Genomic DNA, 17,859 nt, shown 5'->3' with positions numbered 1-17,859 from the left:
GGTTTGTGTTTTTAGTGTTATAGTCTTTAATTGTCTTATTTTATGTGTAAATTTAGATTTAAATTTTTTATTTTTAATAAATTAAGTTTTTAATTTCACGACTGTATGAAAAATGTACCATTCTAAAGGCTTCCCAGTCGATATCCTTCATAATAAAAAAGTTGGCGAAAATCATAAGCTTGGCATACACTTTTCAACAGAGCCGATATGTCTTTGATTGGCTGAACAAAAATGATTTTTATGCTGCTTAATGCAGCAAAGTTTAACCTAGCTTTGAGGAAAGTTTATGGCGCTCACAAAAGCCGATTTGGCTGAAAACCTGTTCGAAAAACTAGGGTTTAGTAAACGGGATGCCAAGGACACGGTGGAAGTATTTTTTGAAGAAATTCGTAAAGCACTTGAGAATGGCGAACAAGTAAAACTGTCTGGTTTCGGTAATTTCGATCTGCGAGATAAAAGTGAAAGGCCAGGTCGAAACCCTAAAACTGGAGAAGATATTCCGATTTCAGCTCGGCGTGTCGTTACATTTCGTCCAGGACAGAAGTTAAAAGCCCGTGTCGAAAATATTCAAGTGGTAAAATAGCAATACATCGCATCAGGCCATACGTTAAGTATGGCCTCGGTGTTTTTACTTAACCTGTTGATAGAAAAGCCTTTCTTAACTTCTGTTTTGGAAGCAGTCTCTTGTTTTTAAATTAACCTAGTTTCATATCCCCGCCGTTATCCGTATAACCACGCCTCTGTTCAATCAATAATAAAGCGCCTAAGTTTAAGCTTACCTAAGCAACTGGATGCTACTAATGTCTGTACCGTCTTAATAGGCTATAGAATGGCCTTCTATGAATGGCGTACCTAATTAGGTTTTTATCCAAGTCGTTAGGAAAGCTCACTTACGCTTTGGAGTGAGTTATATGGTTCCTTTTTCTTTACGTCGTCAACATCCATTAATGCTAGCCTGTTTATTGGCTTTTTCTTCGGCCAGTTTAGCTGATAACCATTGTTATTTTTCTGAATTAGCTCAGGCCGATGATCGGTTAGCCAGTATTAAACATGCAGACCACACTTGCTATAGTTCATGGTATAGCGCTGGAGTAGATAGCCTCAACGATTTATACAGCGAACAGAGTATTGCAGCCATTCAGCGTGACTTAATGACTCACGTTGGTCAGTATCAAGGGCAGGCGGATCAAGCGAAGATCATTAATAATTTAAGTGAATTTATTCGTGCTGCTTATTATGTGCGTTTTTATGCCCAAGGTGAACATCAGCCATTTTCTCAAGCATTAAACGAGCGAATTGCACAAACAATCAATCAGTTTCTGCGCTCTCCTCATGTGGTTAATCAAGGCCGAGAGCAAGTTAGTGCCTTTAAAAACATGAGTTTGATGGCGGATAGCATTAAACAACTGCCATTGACGATGGACAGTATGATGGCGTTATTAGAGCACTTTACCCCCGATACTGCGCAAAATACTCAATGGGTTGATGGCTTAAATAATTTATTTAGAGCTATGGCCGGTCATATCGGACGAGATGAGTTTTATCAATATTTAGCTCACAATCCACAACATATTGATACTTTGGAGCGGTTTGCGCAAAACAATCAGTGGGCATTAACCACCGACGCAAAATTTTTAGTTTTTAATGCGATTCGAGAAACAGGACGGTTACTGGCTTCCTCTCAGTTAGTTACTCGCCAACAAGCGAAACAAGTGATGCTAGATACGTTACAACGTTACCCGTTAGGTAGTGAACATGAAACGCTATGGTTGGCAGCGGTAGAGATGCTCCAGCACTTCGCCCCAGAAGCGATTGCCGATATAAATATAGAAGCGCAAAAAGATAACCTAGCAGCGCGTATATTACCTAATTGGCACCAATGTGATGGCCCAGCAATTGTTCGTTCGCAAGATTTGACCATACAACAAGAGCGTGAAGTCTGTTCGGTTCTCAACGCGAAAGAGCAAGATTTCCATCAGGTTGTCAATAGCGGTGGTCTACCGGTAGCCGACGATTTGAATGACAAAGTAGAAGTTGTGGTGTTTGCGAATAACCAAAGTTACGTCGATTATTCCGCATTTTTGTTTAATAACACGACGGATAATGGTGGTCAGTATCTAGAGGGCAATCCAGCCGATCCGAATAATCGAGCACGATTTATCGCTTATCGCTATGCTAACGGTGAAGATGCGCTATCAATTCTTAACCTTGAACATGAATATGTCCACTATTTGGATGGACGATTTAACTTATATGGCGGTTTTGGCGAAAACCTTGCTCATGGACATATTGTCTGGTGGTTAGAAGGTTTTGCGGAATACATGCATTATAAACAAGGTTACGATGCTGCTATTCGCACGATTCAACAGGGGAAAATGAGCCTTTCTGATGTTATGGCGACCACCTATTCTCATGATACTAATCGTATTTATCGTTGGGGTTATCTCGCAGTGCGCTATATGTTAGAAGTGCATCCTCAAGATGTGGATCGCTTGCTGGCGTTGGCAAGACAAGGTCAATATGCACAGTGGGCAGAAGTGATGAAACAATTAGGTACTCAATATGATGAGGACTTTTCGCGCTGGTTGGATACCTTAAATGTTGATGAGCAACCCTCGATTGATCCAACACCTGAGCAGCCACAAGAGGCACAACCGATAGAGTTAGAGGCTAATCAAGCGATAATATTGTACGGTAATTATCTTTCTGAGCAACTCTATTATATTGATGTTCCTGAGCGCACGTTAAGCTTTCAGGTTACGATTGATGGGCAAGGTGATGCGGACTTATACATGAGTTATGAAAAAGTCGCTCATTATTATGATTATCAATTCAGTAATGTTGCCCTTGGTAGTAATGAGATATTAAGTTTTAAGCCTCAAGCGGATGGTTATGTACAAGCTGGTCGTTATTATATTAGTGTCACTGGGAGAGCGGCGTTTTCTGATGTCAAGCTATTGGCACAGATCCAATATGACCAAACTAGCACCCCAAGCCATGAAGTTGACGATTTGAACCCGATACGCCTTGAGGCTGAGGTCAAACAGAACTTAATGGTGAATCAGCGTCGTTATGCAGCGATTTACGTCCCTGAAGGTGTTCAACGTGTCCAAATATGGATGACGCCAACACAATCCACCACGAATAATGTTGATCTCTTTGCAAGCCCAGTCACATGGCCAAGTAGAGATGACTATCAATGGAACTCTGTGCGATCAGACAGTCATGAATATCTATCGATGCCAATAGAAAAAGCCGGTTATATCTACTTCACTTTGGATGCGCAAGCACGAGGTGAGAATGTTGACTTAGTGGTTTATTTCGATTAATCACGATAAAAATCATTGAACTCAGTTTAGTTTGCTCAAAAACTAATGAGTTCATAGACAAAACATCAACAAAAGAACGCAGAGCCATCTAGACTCTGCGTTCTTTATTGTGATCGAGATAATTAAGCCGCTTGGATATTTGTCGTAATGTACGGCTGCCAAGCCTGTTGATATAAGTTGAGAGATTGATGGCGAATTTGATGGATTTTGGCTACTTCCCAATCGGTGAGTGGTCTTTGCTCTTGGCTGGCGTTACGTTCTATATGCTGTATTTGTTCGTATAAAGCATGCTCTGGGCCACTTTTGACTTCCGCGATGGCTTTTAAGTGCAATTGAACTTCGGCAATAATTTTACTTTTTGGTAATTCGACTAAGAGATTTAAATCACGGTAGCCAGAGGCTGCTGGTGTTTTAAAGCGATTTTTTACTTTCACGATCCTCGCTTCGCGTCCTAACACCTCATAAGCTTCGACTAAACTTGGTACATCGTCAGCAATGATGGTCGCGCGTGCTAAATCAGTAATTCGTTCTGGTTGGCCATTGAGTTCTAATGCGATTTTTTCGAGCGCTCTTGAACGAGATTTAGTTCCAGAAAATAGGGCTTGAGCCGATGTGAGCATTGCGGTACCAGTACATAAGGCTTCTAGCTCTGGTTGAGCGTCACTCGCTTTTTGATAAAGTTCATCAAAGTTACTGTATAGTTGAATGACCGAGTGATGCGTGGTTTGGATACCGTATAAACCACTTAAACTATGCTTAAAGCGTTGGGCATTGATTTCATTTTGATATTCTCCTTGAGGCGTTTGAGACGATACATTGACCGGAATGGTTGCGGCGAAGGCAGGGGCTCGGCTTAACATGAATAGCATGAGGGCCGTCGTTCTTAGCAATAGACTCATTCATTCTCCTTAGCTTGCGTTGTTTAGGTCAAAAGAAGGACTTAAAAGAACGCTAATCCAACAACAAACAGAAGCCACTAAGGTTTAAGTTGGGGTGACTGAAACGAATTCAACCTAAAGTATCTTCTCTATTTCAATAATATGGCTTTGGTCACAGTGTTGAGACTCTTGATTGGGTCCACAGTTCCGCATTCGAATGTAAAGAAATGTATATCCTTCACATTTGATGTTGAGCCTTATTGATGACAACAGCATAATGCAGCCTTTTGCGTACTTTAGCGTATCAGTAAGCTAGTCGTCTTTGAATAATACAATGGTTGAGAAAAATGAGAGATCCAGAATTTTGGCATAACAAATGGGCGGCGAATCAGCTTGGTTTCCATCTTGATGACGTTAATCCATTACTCATGGAATATTGGTCAGCGACGTTACCCCAACGTAGCGATAACGTTTTTGTTCCTTTGTGTGGAAAAAGTGAAGACTTAGTCTGGCTAGCCGCTAGACATGATGAGGTTCAAGGTGTTGAGCTTAGCCCAATAGCAGTAAGAGCCTTTTTTGCTGAACATTTTTATACGCCATTAGTGACTCAACTGTCTGCACAGCATGAGAGTTACCAATTTGATGAACTGACTCTTTATACTGGGGATATTTTTACCGCGCCATTGACTCCGGTTGATATTATTTATGATCGCGCGGCCTTAATCGCTCTCCCAGAAGAGATGCGAGTACACTATGCTGAGCGCTTAAAAAGCTTACTGAAGCCGGGAGGTAGAATATTGCTGATCAGTTTGGATTATCCTCAAGAAGAGCGCAGCGGCCCACCATTTAGTGTTAATGAACAAGAAATTCGTCAGTTATTTAATGGTTTTGATATCCAACGTTTAGCTCGTGATGAAGTGGATGCACAGCATCCGGAAAGCGTCAAAAAAGGAGTCAGTTATTTTGCTGAAGAGGTCTGGTTAATAAAAACATAAAGAGCCAAGGCTTTTCGGCATAATGATATAAACTGTAATCAAGGATTTGTTAATTAGGCTCTATTTTGAGCCTCAGCCTTAGCCGTAGATAATAAGGATCGTTTTATGTTTTTTAATCAGCAGTCCAAACAATTAAAACAAGTTACTCAAGAGCGTGACCAGTTAATCGCTGCGGGCGATATTCTTGCGGCAATCGGTAATCATACCGCTTACATCGAGTTTACACCCCGAGGTGAAGTGTTATCTGCGAATAAGCTTTTCTTACAAGTCACAGGGTATGGTTTAGAAGAGATTAAAGGGCATCATCATCGAATGTTCTGTGCTAAAAAACTGAGTGATTCACCTGCTTACTCAACTTTTTGGCAGCAGCTTGCTCAAGGGCAATCTCAATCGGGAACGTTCAGTCGTTTAACCAAAAGCGGGCAAGAAATTTGGATCGAAGCGACCTATATACCGATTAAAAATCAGCAAGGTAAAGTCTATAAGGTGATTAAAATTGCCAGTGATGTGACTAAAGCGAAACAAAAATTAGATTCGCAGGCGGCCGTTTTTAATGCTGTGGAGAAATCGATGGCGGTGATCTCTTTCACACCGGATGGGACAATTATTGAAGCCAATAAAAATTTCTTAACGGCACTTGGTTATCAATTGAATGAGATTGTCGGTAAACATCATCGTATTTTTTGCGATGAAGCGTTTCATCAAGAACACCCTAAATTCTGGAGCGAATTAGCGAAAGGCAAGTTTCAATCAGGATTATTTAAACGCTTGACTAAGTATGGTGAGGAAATTTGGATAGAAGCGACCTACAATCCGATTTTTGATGATCAAGGTAAGATCGTTCGAGTTACTAAATTTGCTAGTGATATAACCGATAGAATACAAAGGTCAAAACGGATAGAAGAGGCTACTCTGATTGCCGAGCAGCGTTCTCAAGAAACGGTTTCTCTAACTCATGATGGTTCAAAAATGGTGGCCGATGCGGCTGCTAGTGCACAAGATATTGAAGCTACGGTCAATAAAGCCAATGAGCTAATGGGGCAATTAGCTGGGCAATCTAAACAGATTGTGCAAATTGTGACCACCATTTCTAGTATCGCTGATCAAACCAACTTATTGGCGTTGAATGCGGCGATTGAAGCGGCGAGGGCTGGCGAGTATGGCCGTGGATTTGCGGTCGTTGCCGATGAAGTCCGCTCACTTGCAGCCAACACCTCTAAAGCGACCGATGAAATCAGTGCCATTGTAAAAAGAAATACCGAATTAACGACAACCTCAGAAGCGAGTTTAGACAGTGTGCGTTCCAAGGTGACAGAGTGTAATAACCAGTTAAGTATTACCAAAACATTGATTGAAGAAATACGTAAGGGTGCGGTGTACGTTGCGGAGACGATAGAAAAAATCAAATAGTGTTGCCGTTCTCATTACTGATCATAATGAGAACGCTGTTTTTGTTATCGACACGATTTATTGTTGAGTGACAGTAATACGATTAGTACTCAATACTAATCGCTTTAGCGCATTCTATGGCTCGATCTGTGGCTTCGGTCGTCGTTTTACCACGTGTTAAAGCGACACCTAAACGACGACGCCCATTAATCTCAGGTTTCGCAAATAGACGAACCTGAGCGGTTGGTACACTTAGCGCATCATCCAATCCTGAAAATTGGATGTTGTTTGAGATACCTTGACCAAGAATTGCGGCTGAAGCTGAAGGCCCATATTGAGTTATCGCTCCGACGGGTAAACCGATAAAAGCCCGCACGTGCAGTGCAAATTCCGATAAATCTTGCGAAATCATCGTCACCATACCAGTATCGTGTGGTCGAGGGGAGACCTCATTGAAAATGACTTGGTCGCCTTTGACGAACAATTCAACACCAAATAATCCATAGCCACCAAGCGCATTAACAATTTCCTCGGCAACATATTCTGCGGCTTTTAAGGCATTTTCGGACATTGCTTGTGGCTGCCAAGACTCACGATAATCACCCTCTTCTTGTCGGTGACCGATAGGGGCGCAAAAATGGACACCATCGATAGCGCGAATCGTTAATAAGGTGATTTCATAATCAAAATCAACAAAACCTTCGACGATCACTCGACCTGCACCTGAACGTCCGCCTTGTTGAGCATAGTGCCATGCTTGTTCAATATCTTCTGGGCTTTTTAAAACACTTTGACCTTTACCAGAAGAGCTCATGATCGGTTTACAGACACAAGGTAAGCCAATTTGCTCGACAGCGAGCACGAATTGCTCATAGCTATCCGCAAATTGATAATTGGAGGTTGGTAGCGATAGCTGCTCAGCCGCGAGACGGCGAATGCCTTCTCGATTCATCGTCAATTGAGTCGCTTTGGCGGTTGGGATAACCGTGAAACCTTGTGTTTCTAATTCGACTAGTTTATTCGTGGCGATGGCTTCCACTTCTGGCACGATATAGTGAGGTTGCTCTTGCTCGATGACTTGCTGCAGCGCTTGAGGATCAAGCATATCGAATACATGGTAGCGATGTGCGACTTGCATCGCAGGGGCATTCGCATAGCGATCACAAGCAATGACTTCTAAACCAAGACGTTGACATTCAATAGCGACTTCCTTACCGAGTTCGCCTGAACCAAGTAATAGCACCCGTGTTGCACTATTGAGAGTAGCCGTTCCCAACATAAAGAATCCTTATTCATACTCAATGCCCAGATGACATTGACTTTCGCTTGAGAGATAAAAACAGCGGCAATGATACTGGAACAGCATGAAAAAGAAAACGTTTGCTATTTGGGTTGGAGGAAATTAAGTATGGGTATGAGTGCGGTAATAAAGTCGGTTTGTTATCGATTACTCATCAATATACTAACGCGATGAGTAATCAATATTGGCTAAGACTAGAGTGCTAAATAAATCAGAGGAAGGTCTGGATTAATCGTTTCTAACGTGGCTTGTGTATCGGCTAAATGGCTGATTTGACCTTGTGCCATCTCGACTAACGCAGCGCCCGCTAAGTCGGTGAATTCTTCCCCTGCCATACGCAATTGGATTAACGCGACTTGTAACGGTGGTAAGCTTGGATTAAAAGCGGCATTCTCGGCATAAGCGCCGTTGTATTCAGCACCAGAAGCACTGCGCAAAGCTACGCCACTGAGATTATTAGTATAAGGGGCATGGCTACGGTTGAGTGCGCCGATGGCGGTTTGAATTAATGCATCTTGCTCATCACTACGGTAACCATGATCAATCGGGGTCATTAATGCAGATTGAATTCCCAAATCACTTGGACCAAAAGATTCAGGTAAATAATACTGTAAGGACTTTTCTTCACGTTGTGGCAGTTGAATGGTTAAAGAGGGAGCTGTGTTCAGTTCATTCATAAACTGTCGGCAGTGACCACAAGGACTATAGTTAACGGTCATACTGGCTAGACCTTGTTCACCCTTCATCCACGCATGGCTGATCGCGGCTTGCTCTGCATGAATCGTTTGTCCTAGCTGTGCTCCAGAGAATTCCATGTTAGCGCCAAAATAGAGTCGTCCACTTACTCCTCGAGCAATCGCCCCCACATGAAAATTTGAAATAGGTACGTACGCATAAGCGGCAGCGAGTGGCAATAAAGCGACTCTGAGATCGGCGTCACTTAATCCCGATAAGGCGAGTAATTGATTGAATTGATCAGCAGAAAGGGTGGCATCAAAATGATCAGCCGTGACGATGGGCGTTAGATACTCGGTAAGCGCGGCTGGCATTGGTGATAATGCCTGTTCAATTCGGCTATGCATAATTCATCCTTAATTGGTCAATTGAGCTCCATTTTAGATAATTATCGCGGCCAATCTGTGATTGTTGTCACTTTTTTAAATGTAAATTGATTTCATTTTTCATAATTAGAGTGAGGTCACACATAATACCCATCGAATTCCCCAAAACCTCAACAAGGCGAGTTTAATAAAAAAGCCATAGACTAAAAGCAAACAAGCCGGGAGCTAAAATGGAGGTGATTACACCACAGAGCACAAGAGCCAACGAGCTGAACGCCGCGTCTCGAGGATCTTTTTCAGCGCAGGTAGCCGTTCCTAGCGCGTGAGCAATAGTCCCTGTGGTTAAGCCTCTGGCAATCGGGTGGGTAATATTAAGCAGGTTATAAATCGGGTAGGCCATAATAGCGCCAAATAACCCCACCAACAGGACAAGAATGGCGGCGATAGCGGGCTCTCCACCCAAATTACTGCTCACTTCCATGGCAATCGGTGTGGTGACGGATTTGCCCATCAAGGCAGCGACTAACGCGATATCCGCTTGCATTGATAAGGCAATAATACTGGCCGTGAGCATGGACATAATACTTCCCACCCCACAGGCTAATAGAATAATCCGCCAATTCGAACGGATTTGTGGCAGCTGTTCGTAAAGAGGGTAGGCCAGCGCCACGACGGCTGGCTGGAGTAAATCACTGATCCAATGGTTATCGGCGTAATAGGCTTGGTAAGGAACCTCTAAAACGATCAGTAACGGAATTAAGATAGCGATGCAGATCAACAATGGGTTGACCAAAGGTGAACGGTATTTTTGTGCTACCCAACGAGCGAAAAAAAACACCATCAGCGTAACCAGTAACCACATTATTTTTTGCCTCTTTTGAGAAAGCGATCAAGCACATAGCCAAGAGAAACTAAAACCAAAGCGGTACCGCCAATCGCACTGGCGAGAATCGGCCAAAGATTAGCGGATAACCTATCAAAATGGACCATCAAACCGACGCTGATCGGTACGAACAGCAAAATCATATAACGGATAAAAAGATGCGCGCTGGGCCGAACCCAGTCGACGGGAACGAGACCGCTAGCCAGTAAAGCAAATAAAATCAACAAGCCAAAAATACTGCCTGGAATCGTAATTCCTAACCAATGTTGTAGGCTAACTCCAGCCCAAAGACAGAGGAAAATCAGTCCCATTGAGACTACGTACTGCGCGGTCGTTTTCAATAATTTGGCTAAGTTAGGTATCATAGCGTTAATAAAGCCTTCTTTTTATAAGCCGTTTAAGAAGCCAGCGCTTCAACATAATGATACACCGCTTTCAGTATGGCGATTTTTTTAGCATCGTGTTGATGTTGCTCGACCAAATTTTCTAAGTTGAGCATATAACTTGGTAACTGAGTAGCAAAGTAATCTTGACAATGGCTTGCCCAGCGGCGCTGTTCTGTTTCATTGAGTGTCCAAGGATAATGACGAGCTCGATAACGAAACAGCAGGGGTGCAATGCGTTGATCACTGAATTGAATATCTAAATCAGCGAGCGACTCCGGCGCCGCAGAGCGAATAATGTCCATTGCCGCGCGATCGGAAGGAGAAAAGAACCCATCATAGAGTTGGCTATCGACATCACTGCTGGCTGAAAAATCACGTTCAGCACTAAACACATCCACTAACTTTTCACGCAATGTTGGTTGTTGACGAATTTGCGAAAGATGAGCCAAGCACTGCTCGCGGTTAATACCTATGGTGGCGGCATTTTCAGCGGTAAGGGTTTTCGCTGGGGCTAAAATGGGGCACTTATTCAAATGAATCAACTTAACTGGCGCAGGCAGCTCACCCTCTGCCAAGTCATCATGTTTAGTATAGAGGCGCTGTAAGAGTTGCTCGCTGGTTAACTCGAATAACGGCTCGGGATTTTTCGCCAAATCGACCACGATTACGGCATTTTGATTGGTGGGGTGCCAAGCAATAGGTACAACCCAACTGGTGTAACTGCGCTCACGTCCTAGCATGCCAGAGACATGCATTAATGGCGTCATGTTAACAATATCAACCAAATCAATCAGCTTACGCTTATGGCGCATCGATAAGAAATAATCAAACAGCTTAGGCTGTGCGGCTTTGATTTTTTTTGCGAGCTCAATGGTGGCAATCACATCAGCCATCGCATCGTGAGCATTGCTGTGTTCTATACCATTGGCTTTAGAAAGGTGCTCCAGTTTAAAACTGGTAAAGCCTTCTTGGTTTTCAGGCCATTCAATACCTTCTGGGCGCAAAGCATGACACGCACGCATCACATCAAGTAAATCCCAGCGTGAGTTGCCTTGTTGCCAACTCCAAGCGTAGGGGTCAATAAAATTCCGATAACAGGTATAGCGAGTTACTTCATCATCAAAACGAATGCTGTTATAGCCTAAACTGGTGGTATTAGGTGTGGCCAGTTCAGCATGAATGCGGGCAATAAATTCTGGTTCTGGCAACCCTTCTGCCATCGCTTTTTGTGGCGTAATACCCGTTATCAAAGCGGCTTCTGGTGAGGGCAAATAGTCGCTAGGCAGTTGACAATAGATGACCAGCGGCTCGCCAATGATATTAAAGTCCATATCGGTACGCACACCAGCAAACTGGCTGGGACGATCTTTGGCTGGGCTCGTCCCCCACGTTTCATAATCTAGGAAGAAAAATGTCGGTTGATGATCTGCGTTGTGAGGTCTGGAATTTTTCAAAGTAGGCCTTATCTTTCCGTCGATTGATAAAGAGAGTTGCTGCTCTCATTCATGACGTCGGTTTGGACATTACGATACAACCACAGCCAGTAACCGATGGCACGATCTGGTTAGCGAGATCGGCGGAGTATTAGTATTCGGTCACTAGAAAATGATTGAGCAGTATTGATAGGCTAAGTATCTGATCATATCCACTGACAATGCAAGAGCGATCGCGCTTTGCACAAGCAACTGGCTTTCAATTGATGTCAATCTAGGCGCTAAAGAAAAATAGTTAACGCGAACATTGGTTATTAGTGCATTTAGCGGTGCCAGTTAACCAAAACGAGAAACGATAACGGTGTTTGGCAAAATACAAATACGCTTTATCGGCCAAAGGTTTAATCAATCGCCAACGTAGTGGAGCATAAATCCAACCTTTTCCGACTAATTGCCAAGCACGATGCACCGCGTCTAAGCCGAGAATCAGTTGCTGTGATTCGTCTAATCCGTGCAAAATAATGCCTGCTTGCTCAATATCAATCTGTGGATAAGCGGCAATATCCTCACTATAAATATCAATCATCTTAAGCGATTGTTTTTTATCTAGTCGCCTAAGAGTATCCATTTCTTTAACGCACAATGGGCAAGTGGCATCATAAAATAAAGTTAATTTAGTCATGGTTGGGTCCGGTTAAAATTATCATGCTTATTATACGTCTTCGTGACGGTGTCGATCACTGTTTAGGGCTGCGCATACATTGGATGCTGGTATTAATTAACGGGTGATGATGCCGGCTATTCCATACCAATGCGACCTGGCTGACAAAAGGCATGTCGTTGAGATGTTGTATAACGACGGATTGGTCGAGATGCTCAGTTAAAGATAACGGTACAATGGCGATACCAAAACCGGCTTGTGCCATGGTAATTGCGGTACGCAGTTGTGGTGCAGCGTAAGGCTGAGCTATATGTACGCCGGCATGATGTAAAGCTGCCTCAATACGATCGTATAACGCGGGTCCAGTATCTCTAGGAAACATCAGCACATTTTCATTATGCAACTGCGCCAAATAAAGTGTTGAATGAGCCGCCAATCGATGATTAATCGGCATGACAGCCACAAAAGGATCATCAAATAAGATCTGTTGGTTGAGTGACTCACTGGCATAACAAGGCAAGCGCAGAAAAGCCAGCTCTAGACGTTGTTGTTTAAGTAACGTAACGAGCTCGGGCATTGAGTGCTCAACGGCAATTAAATGGAGAGTTGGACACTGTTCATGCAATTGGCGGATATTCTCTAAAACGCTGCGGCTACTGGCAGTTGAGGAGGCAAAACCGATACGCAGTTCCTGTTTTTCACCGCGCGCAATTTGTTCTAACTTACGTTGGCAGCGTTCGACTTCTTCTAAAATATGCTGTGCGTCATGATAAAACACTTCACCGGCGGTCGTGAGCTCAACGCCGCGAGGCAGGCGCTTAAACAGAGTGACCCCAAGCTCATCCTCTAACTTTTTGATCTGTTGACTGAGTGGTGGCTGGGCGATACCCAACTGCTCAGCGGCGCGGGTAAAATGCTTGGCTTTGGCGACTGCGACAAAATACTTCATGTAGCGAAATTCCATGGTTCATCCATATTTTTTTCATATCAAAATAAATCTTTTTTATATTGGATTTGTTGCGCATAGCAAGTCAATCTAAATGTACGCTTTAGTTCATATTAGGATTGAATGATGCAACGTTTAATCTCTGCGGTCTGTTCTTGTCCTCAACAAATTGCACAACAATTTGCTCATTATCAGCAAGGTTCGGGAGAAGGGGAGATTTATCAGACTTCCTTGATGAGTGCCTTGATTGCTGGTGTCTATGAAGGTTCGACAACCATTGCCGAACTGCTTAAACACGGAGACTTCGGTTTAGGGACATTTAATCAATTGGATGGCGAATTGATCGCTTTTGATAGTCAAGTATTTCAATTGCACGCTAATGGCTCAGCGCATCCTGCTCAACTTGATCAAAAAACGCCTTTTGCGGTGTTTACTTTCTTTAAACCAGACATTGAATTGCCCATTAATGACACGTTAACTCGTCAGGAAGTGCATCAGCTCATCGATCGTTTGGTGCCTAGTGACAATGTATTTTGCGCGATTCGGCTTGAAGGGGATTTTCCATTAGTCCAAACCCGCACCGTACCTAAACAGCAGCGTCCTTATCGGCCGATGCTCGAAGCGATCAAACAGCAACCAACGTTTCATTTTGAACATCAATCGGGGGTGATGGCGGGGTTTCGCAGTCCGCGATACACCACGGGGATTAATGTCCCCGGTTACCATGAGCACTTTATTGATCAAGCGAGAACGGGGGGCGGTCATGTTCAGGATTACGTTGTTTCATCGGGGTTTTTACAAATCGGTCGTGTGTCGCGCTTAGTGATTGATACACCGATATCGAGCGAGTTTCTTGATGCCGATCTGATGCCAAAAGATCTTTATTCCGCCATCGAAGCGGCTGAAAAATAATCCAATACTTTGTCAGTCAAAAAGGAAACGTTATGTCCTCTCATCATACTTTGCGCAATGGCGCGCAGTTAATCGCACAGCAGCTAGAAACTTTAGGCGTTCGTTATGTGTTCGGTATACCCGGTGCCAAAATTGATCGGTTATTTGACGCACTTGAAGATACCCGCATTGATCTGATCCCGGTGAGACATGAAGCCAATGGCGCGTTTATGGCTGGTATCATGGGCCGCTTAACTGGTAAAGCGGGAGTCACCTTGGCGACCTCAGGACCGGGATGTGGAAATTTAGTGACTGGCGTTGCAACGGCTAACGCCGAGGGCGATCCGATGTTGGCTATTGGTGGTGCGGTAAAACGAACTTACCAGCAAAAACAGACTCACCAGAGTATGGATACCGTGAGCATTTTTCGCTCGGTAACCAAATACAGCGCAGAGATCCAGCATGTTGATGCGGCGAGTGAAATCATGGCTAATGCGTTTCGAATTGCCGAGTCTGGTCGTCAAGGGGCATGTTTTATCAGTGTTCCGCAAGATGTGTTAAGTGATCAAACGGAGACCGATTTAGTCATCCCACCTAGCTATCGCCCAACCGGTTACGCCGATCTGGCGGCGGTTGAAGAGGCCGTCAATCGGATCAGTAAAGCGCAGCGCTGCGTGGTGCTGCTTGGCTTACATGCGAGCGATCAAGTCACCGCCTCTATGATCAGTCAATTTTTACAAAAAACGCAGTTACCGGTGGTTGGCACTTATCAAGCGGCAGGTGCGGTGGATATTAACTACTATCACCATTTTGCTGGCCGAGTCGGACTATTCAATAATCAGCCGGGAGATGTGTTACTGCAAGATGCGGATTTAATCATCACCATCGGTTTTAACCCGATCGAATACGACCCAGAGCTATGGAATGCGCATCGTTGCCCGATCATCCATATTGATATTGAACCAGCACAGTACCAACAACACTACCAACCTTGTATTGAAATGATTGGTCATATTGGAGCAACGTTACAAGCCCTTTGTGCACAGATGACGGAATTTGTCCGTTTATCGCCTACGGCATTATCGATTTTAGAAGAAGTGACGCAGCAAAGGCATATCATCAAAAGCTATCCGATTAAGCAGAAAGCCGCAGGTTTTCACCCTTTAAGCTTGATTAAAACCATGCAGGCGATCATCACGCCCGATACGACATTATGTCTTGATATGGGGAGTTTTCACATTTGGATTGCGCGCTATTTAAGTTGTTTTCGAGCTCGGCAGATGTTGGTCTCGAATGGTCAGCAAACCATGGGCGTTGCGCTACCTTGGGCGATTGCTGCGAGCCTATTAAAACCTGGGCATAAAGTGGTCTCGGTTTCTGGTGATGGTGGCTTTATGCAGTCGAGCATGGAATTAGAAACCGCGGTGCGCTTAAAATGCAACATTGTCCATATTATCTGGGTTGATCGTGCTTACAACATGGTCGAAATGCAGGAGCAACAAAAATATCAACGCAGCTCAGGGGTAAAATTTGGCCCAATTGATTTTCAAGCTTACGCGCAATCGTTTGGTGCGCATGGATTTGCCGTGACCCAAGCGGATCAATTAATGCCTATCCTTCGTCAAGCCATGGAAGTCGAAGGGCCAGCAGTTGTCGCGATTCCAGTCGACTACTCAGACAACTATAAACTCATGCAGGCTCGTAGTGAGCAGCATCAAGATCCTGTTTTTCAAATCAATAATGAAGGAGTGTTACTATGAAAGGGTTAACGAATAAAGTCGCGATCATCACCGGTGCCGCTAATGGCATTGGTTTAGCGATTGCACAGCGTTTGTATGATGAAGGCGTTAAACTGATGCTCGCCGACTGGGATCAAGAGCAGTTGCTGAATGCTTTAGAGTATTTTGATAAGTCTCTTGTTGCCGCGCAGAAAGTGGATGTATCAAATGCCCAGCAAGTGGCAGCCTTGGTGCAAACTTGCGTAGAGCGCTTTGGTCAACTGGATATTTTAGTCAACAACGCGGGGATTCATATTCCCGGAACGGTACTGGAATGCAGCGTAGAAGACTGGCAGAAAATTTCGGCAGTCAATATCGATGGGGTGGTTTACTGCGCGAAATTTGCCTTACCAGAATTACTGAAAACCCGTGGCTGCATTGTTAACACCGCATCGGTTTCTGGTTTAGGTGGTGATTGGGGCGCAGCATTCTATTGTGCAACGAAAGGAGCCGTCGTCAATTTAACGCGTGCGATGGCGCTAGACCATGGTTTAGCTGGCGTTCGCATCAATGCGGTATGCCCAAGCTTAGTGAAAACCAATATGACCAATGGTTGGCCTGATTCAGTGCGAGATAAATTTAATGAACGCATCCCATTAGGGCGTGCCGCTGAACCACAAGAGATAGCTGCGGTAGTCGCGTTTTTAGCCAGTGATGATGCTTCATTTATCAATGGTGTGAATTTGCCCGTTGATGGTGGCGCGACGGCCTCAGATGGGCAACCGAAAATCGTCTAATCCGCAATTCACGATGATTTACACAGCAAAGCCAGTATGAGTGTAGAGCGTACTGGCTTTTTGTTCGAATGAATCAAAACACAGTGATGAGGGAAGAGATAGAGAGTTTTCGATTAATCATTCGCTGGATTGAGTTTGTTGCGCTGAAACTTCAAGCGGTTTTTGACATCGCGATTGGTAATGATTTGCTGTTGATGATCGATGTCAGCGTTAGTTTTGGCAAGTCGGTCATACAGTAATACATTAACACTAGCGGCTAAATTCATACAGCCCACGGTCGGGACATAGACTACATCATCGGCTTGATTGATAATGGCTTGAGGAATAGAGCCATCTTCAGGACCAAATACATAAAGCGCCTGTGGAGGGTGAACAAACTCAGGCAGTGGCGTCGCGCCTTCTGCCAGTTCCACACAAACAATTCTGCAACCACTCGGTAAATTTGCGGTGATATCAGTGACGGCGATCAGGGGAATGCTATTTTGACGGTTTTTGGTGTCCGTTTGCAGTTTCACTGCTCGGTCGTAACGGGTTCCCGTATAACGAATCGCATCAGCTTGATAACACCCCACCGCACGCAGTACACCACCGACATTGGTTGGGCTTTTCGGGTTACATAAGCCAATGATCACTGACGTTTCATTGTTCACAACGTTTTCCTCTTAAAATTGGGGCGAGCAGTATAGCGCCAAAATCTATCATGAGAAGGAAAAGTATCCATTGAGGGTGAAGTGGCAGAGCCATCTTGCCGATTTTGCCATCCACACTGTGATAGTCGTAATGTTATGGCGAGTGGCTCTACAGGACAAACGTATCGTAACTTCTTTGAATTTGGTGAAATGCAGCCACTGCGAGTACCCGGAAAATTTGATTCCTATGGGCTAAGTCATACCACTACGGTTCCTTGGTTTTAACCCTATTTTTTTGCTCTTTAAAAATAACTTTTAAATACAAATAGTTACAGCATGTGATTTAAAATAGGGTAAAAATGGCTTTTTTACTCTAACTGCTTGTTGTAACTTATTTTTATGTTGTTATTCTATAGTTCACTGCCGCACAGGCAGCTTAGAAATTACATGGAGAGGGTTTCGTTGTTGTATCACCGTTCACTGCCGCACAGGCAGCTTAGAAATGCAAGGATGCACGTAAAATTAAGAAGTCAAGGTTCACTGCCGCACAGGCAGCTTAGAAA

The 17,859-nt window shown here is 44.0% G+C and carries 17 protein-coding genes; 8 read left to right on the top strand and 9 right to left on the bottom strand.

The genetic code is table 11. From position 1 onward, the window contains the following. Positions 1-286 precede the first annotated feature (286 nt). Together ihfA and CAG60_RS08645 are read left to right on the top strand one after the other, a co-directional pair. Positions 287-583 (top strand): integration host factor subunit alpha, encoded by a 297-nt coding sequence (gene ihfA, locus CAG60_RS08650; protein WP_004395417.1) that lies wholly within the window; start codon positions 287-289, stop codon positions 581-583. A 328-nt stretch (positions 584-911) separates the two neighbouring features. Then, entirely contained in the window at positions 912-3,329 is a 2,418-nt protein-coding gene (locus CAG60_RS08645; RefSeq protein ID WP_161438746.1) for a M9 family metallopeptidase, read from the top strand. A 122-nt stretch (positions 3,330-3,451) separates the two neighbouring features. On the opposite strand, the gene CAG60_RS08640 is transcribed toward CAG60_RS08645, so the two are convergent. Continuing rightward, positions 3,452-4,228: a RelA/SpoT domain-containing protein gene (locus CAG60_RS08640; protein WP_161438745.1), complete on the bottom strand. Its 777-nt coding sequence runs from the start codon at positions 4,226-4,228 to the stop codon at positions 3,452-3,454. A gap of 326 nt (positions 4,229-4,554) precedes the next feature. On the opposite strand from CAG60_RS08640, the gene CAG60_RS08635 reads away from it, so the two are divergent. Both CAG60_RS08635 and CAG60_RS16760 read left to right on the top strand, forming a co-directional pair. After that, positions 4,555-5,202, top strand: coding sequence for a thiopurine S-methyltransferase (locus CAG60_RS08635; protein ID WP_004395414.1), 648 nt, complete (start codon positions 4,555-4,557; stop codon positions 5,200-5,202). A 105-nt stretch (positions 5,203-5,307) separates the two neighbouring features. Continuing rightward, on the top strand, positions 5,308-6,612 hold the full coding sequence (locus CAG60_RS16760) for a methyl-accepting chemotaxis protein (protein WP_161438744.1): 1,305 nt from the start codon (positions 5,308-5,310) through the stop codon (positions 6,610-6,612). 82 nt (positions 6,613-6,694) lie between these two features. Here the strand turns inward: CAG60_RS16760 and purT are convergent, their stop codons facing one another. The 7 genes from purT to CAG60_RS08595 all read right to left on the bottom strand — a co-directional run bounded on the left by purT (position 6,695) and on the right by CAG60_RS08595 (position 13,279). Continuing rightward, positions 6,695-7,870: a formate-dependent phosphoribosylglycinamide formyltransferase gene (purT, locus tag CAG60_RS08625; RefSeq protein ID WP_161438743.1), complete on the bottom strand. Its 1,176-nt coding sequence runs from the start codon at positions 7,868-7,870 to the stop codon at positions 6,695-6,697. A 215-nt stretch (positions 7,871-8,085) separates the two neighbouring features. Next, the gene (cdd, locus tag CAG60_RS08620) at positions 8,086-8,973 is read right to left on the bottom strand and encodes a cytidine deaminase (RefSeq protein WP_161438742.1); all 888 of its coding nucleotides are present in this window, start codon (positions 8,971-8,973) and stop codon (positions 8,086-8,088) included. Between the two features lie 163 nt (positions 8,974-9,136). Further along, the gene (locus CAG60_RS08615) at positions 9,137-9,814 is read right to left on the bottom strand and encodes a CidB/LrgB family autolysis modulator (RefSeq protein WP_161438741.1); all 678 of its coding nucleotides are present in this window, start codon (positions 9,812-9,814) and stop codon (positions 9,137-9,139) included. Further along, entirely contained in the window at positions 9,814-10,200 is a 387-nt protein-coding gene (locus CAG60_RS08610) for a CidA/LrgA family protein (RefSeq protein ID WP_115152724.1), read from the bottom strand. The genes CAG60_RS08615 and CAG60_RS08610 overlap by 1 nt, the downstream gene beginning before the upstream one ends. Positions 10,201-10,232: 32 nt before the next feature. After that, on the bottom strand, positions 10,233-11,675 hold the full coding sequence (gene sbcB / locus CAG60_RS08605) for an exodeoxyribonuclease I (protein ID WP_161426336.1): 1,443 nt from the start codon (positions 11,673-11,675) through the stop codon (positions 10,233-10,235). 274 nt (positions 11,676-11,949) lie between these two features. Continuing rightward, positions 11,950-12,336, bottom strand: coding sequence for a thiol-disulfide oxidoreductase DCC family protein (locus CAG60_RS08600; RefSeq protein ID WP_158143956.1), 387 nt, complete (start codon positions 12,334-12,336; stop codon positions 11,950-11,952). Between the two features lie 55 nt (positions 12,337-12,391). Next, positions 12,392-13,279, bottom strand: coding sequence for a LysR family transcriptional regulator (locus CAG60_RS08595; protein ID WP_158138370.1), 888 nt, complete (start codon positions 13,277-13,279; stop codon positions 12,392-12,394). A gap of 108 nt (positions 13,280-13,387) precedes the next feature. Between CAG60_RS08595 and budA the strand changes: the two genes are divergently transcribed. The 3 genes from budA to CAG60_RS08580 are packed head-to-tail and all read left to right on the top strand — an operon-like array spanning position 13,388 to position 16,667. Beyond that, entirely contained in the window at positions 13,388-14,173 is a 786-nt protein-coding gene (budA, locus tag CAG60_RS08590; protein WP_154170661.1) for an acetolactate decarboxylase, read from the top strand. A 32-nt stretch (positions 14,174-14,205) separates the two neighbouring features. Further along, on the top strand, positions 14,206-15,912 hold the full coding sequence (alsS, locus tag CAG60_RS08585; RefSeq protein WP_161438740.1) for an acetolactate synthase AlsS: 1,707 nt from the start codon (positions 14,206-14,208) through the stop codon (positions 15,910-15,912). Then, a complete protein-coding gene (locus CAG60_RS08580; protein WP_161438739.1) occupies positions 15,909-16,667 on the top strand; it encodes an SDR family NAD(P)-dependent oxidoreductase in 759 nt (252 codons plus the stop codon). Before alsS ends, CAG60_RS08580 begins: the two co-directional genes overlap by 4 nt. A 113-nt stretch (positions 16,668-16,780) precedes the next feature. Here the strand turns inward: CAG60_RS08580 and CAG60_RS08575 are convergent, their stop codons facing one another. After that, positions 16,781-17,317, bottom strand: a complete 537-nt coding sequence (locus CAG60_RS08575; RefSeq protein ID WP_161438738.1) for a TrmH family RNA methyltransferase — start codon at positions 17,315-17,317, stop codon at positions 16,781-16,783. Between the two features lie 81 nt (positions 17,318-17,398). Between CAG60_RS08575 and CAG60_RS16755 the strand changes: the two genes are divergently transcribed. Beyond that, the gene (locus CAG60_RS16755; protein ID WP_161438737.1) at positions 17,399-17,581 is read left to right on the top strand and encodes a type I-F CRISPR-associated endoribonuclease Cas6/Csy4; all 183 of its coding nucleotides are present in this window, start codon (positions 17,399-17,401) and stop codon (positions 17,579-17,581) included. The last annotated feature ends 278 nt before the right edge of the window (positions 17,582-17,859 follow it).

The sequence above is a fragment of the Vibrio sp. V33_P6A3T137 genome (assembly GCF_009904835.1).
Lineage (GTDB): Bacteria > Pseudomonadota > Gammaproteobacteria > Enterobacterales > Vibrionaceae > Vibrio > Vibrio metschnikovii.
Note: the sequence above shows the minus strand (reverse complement) of the source record. Positions and strands in the feature narration are given on the sequence as shown.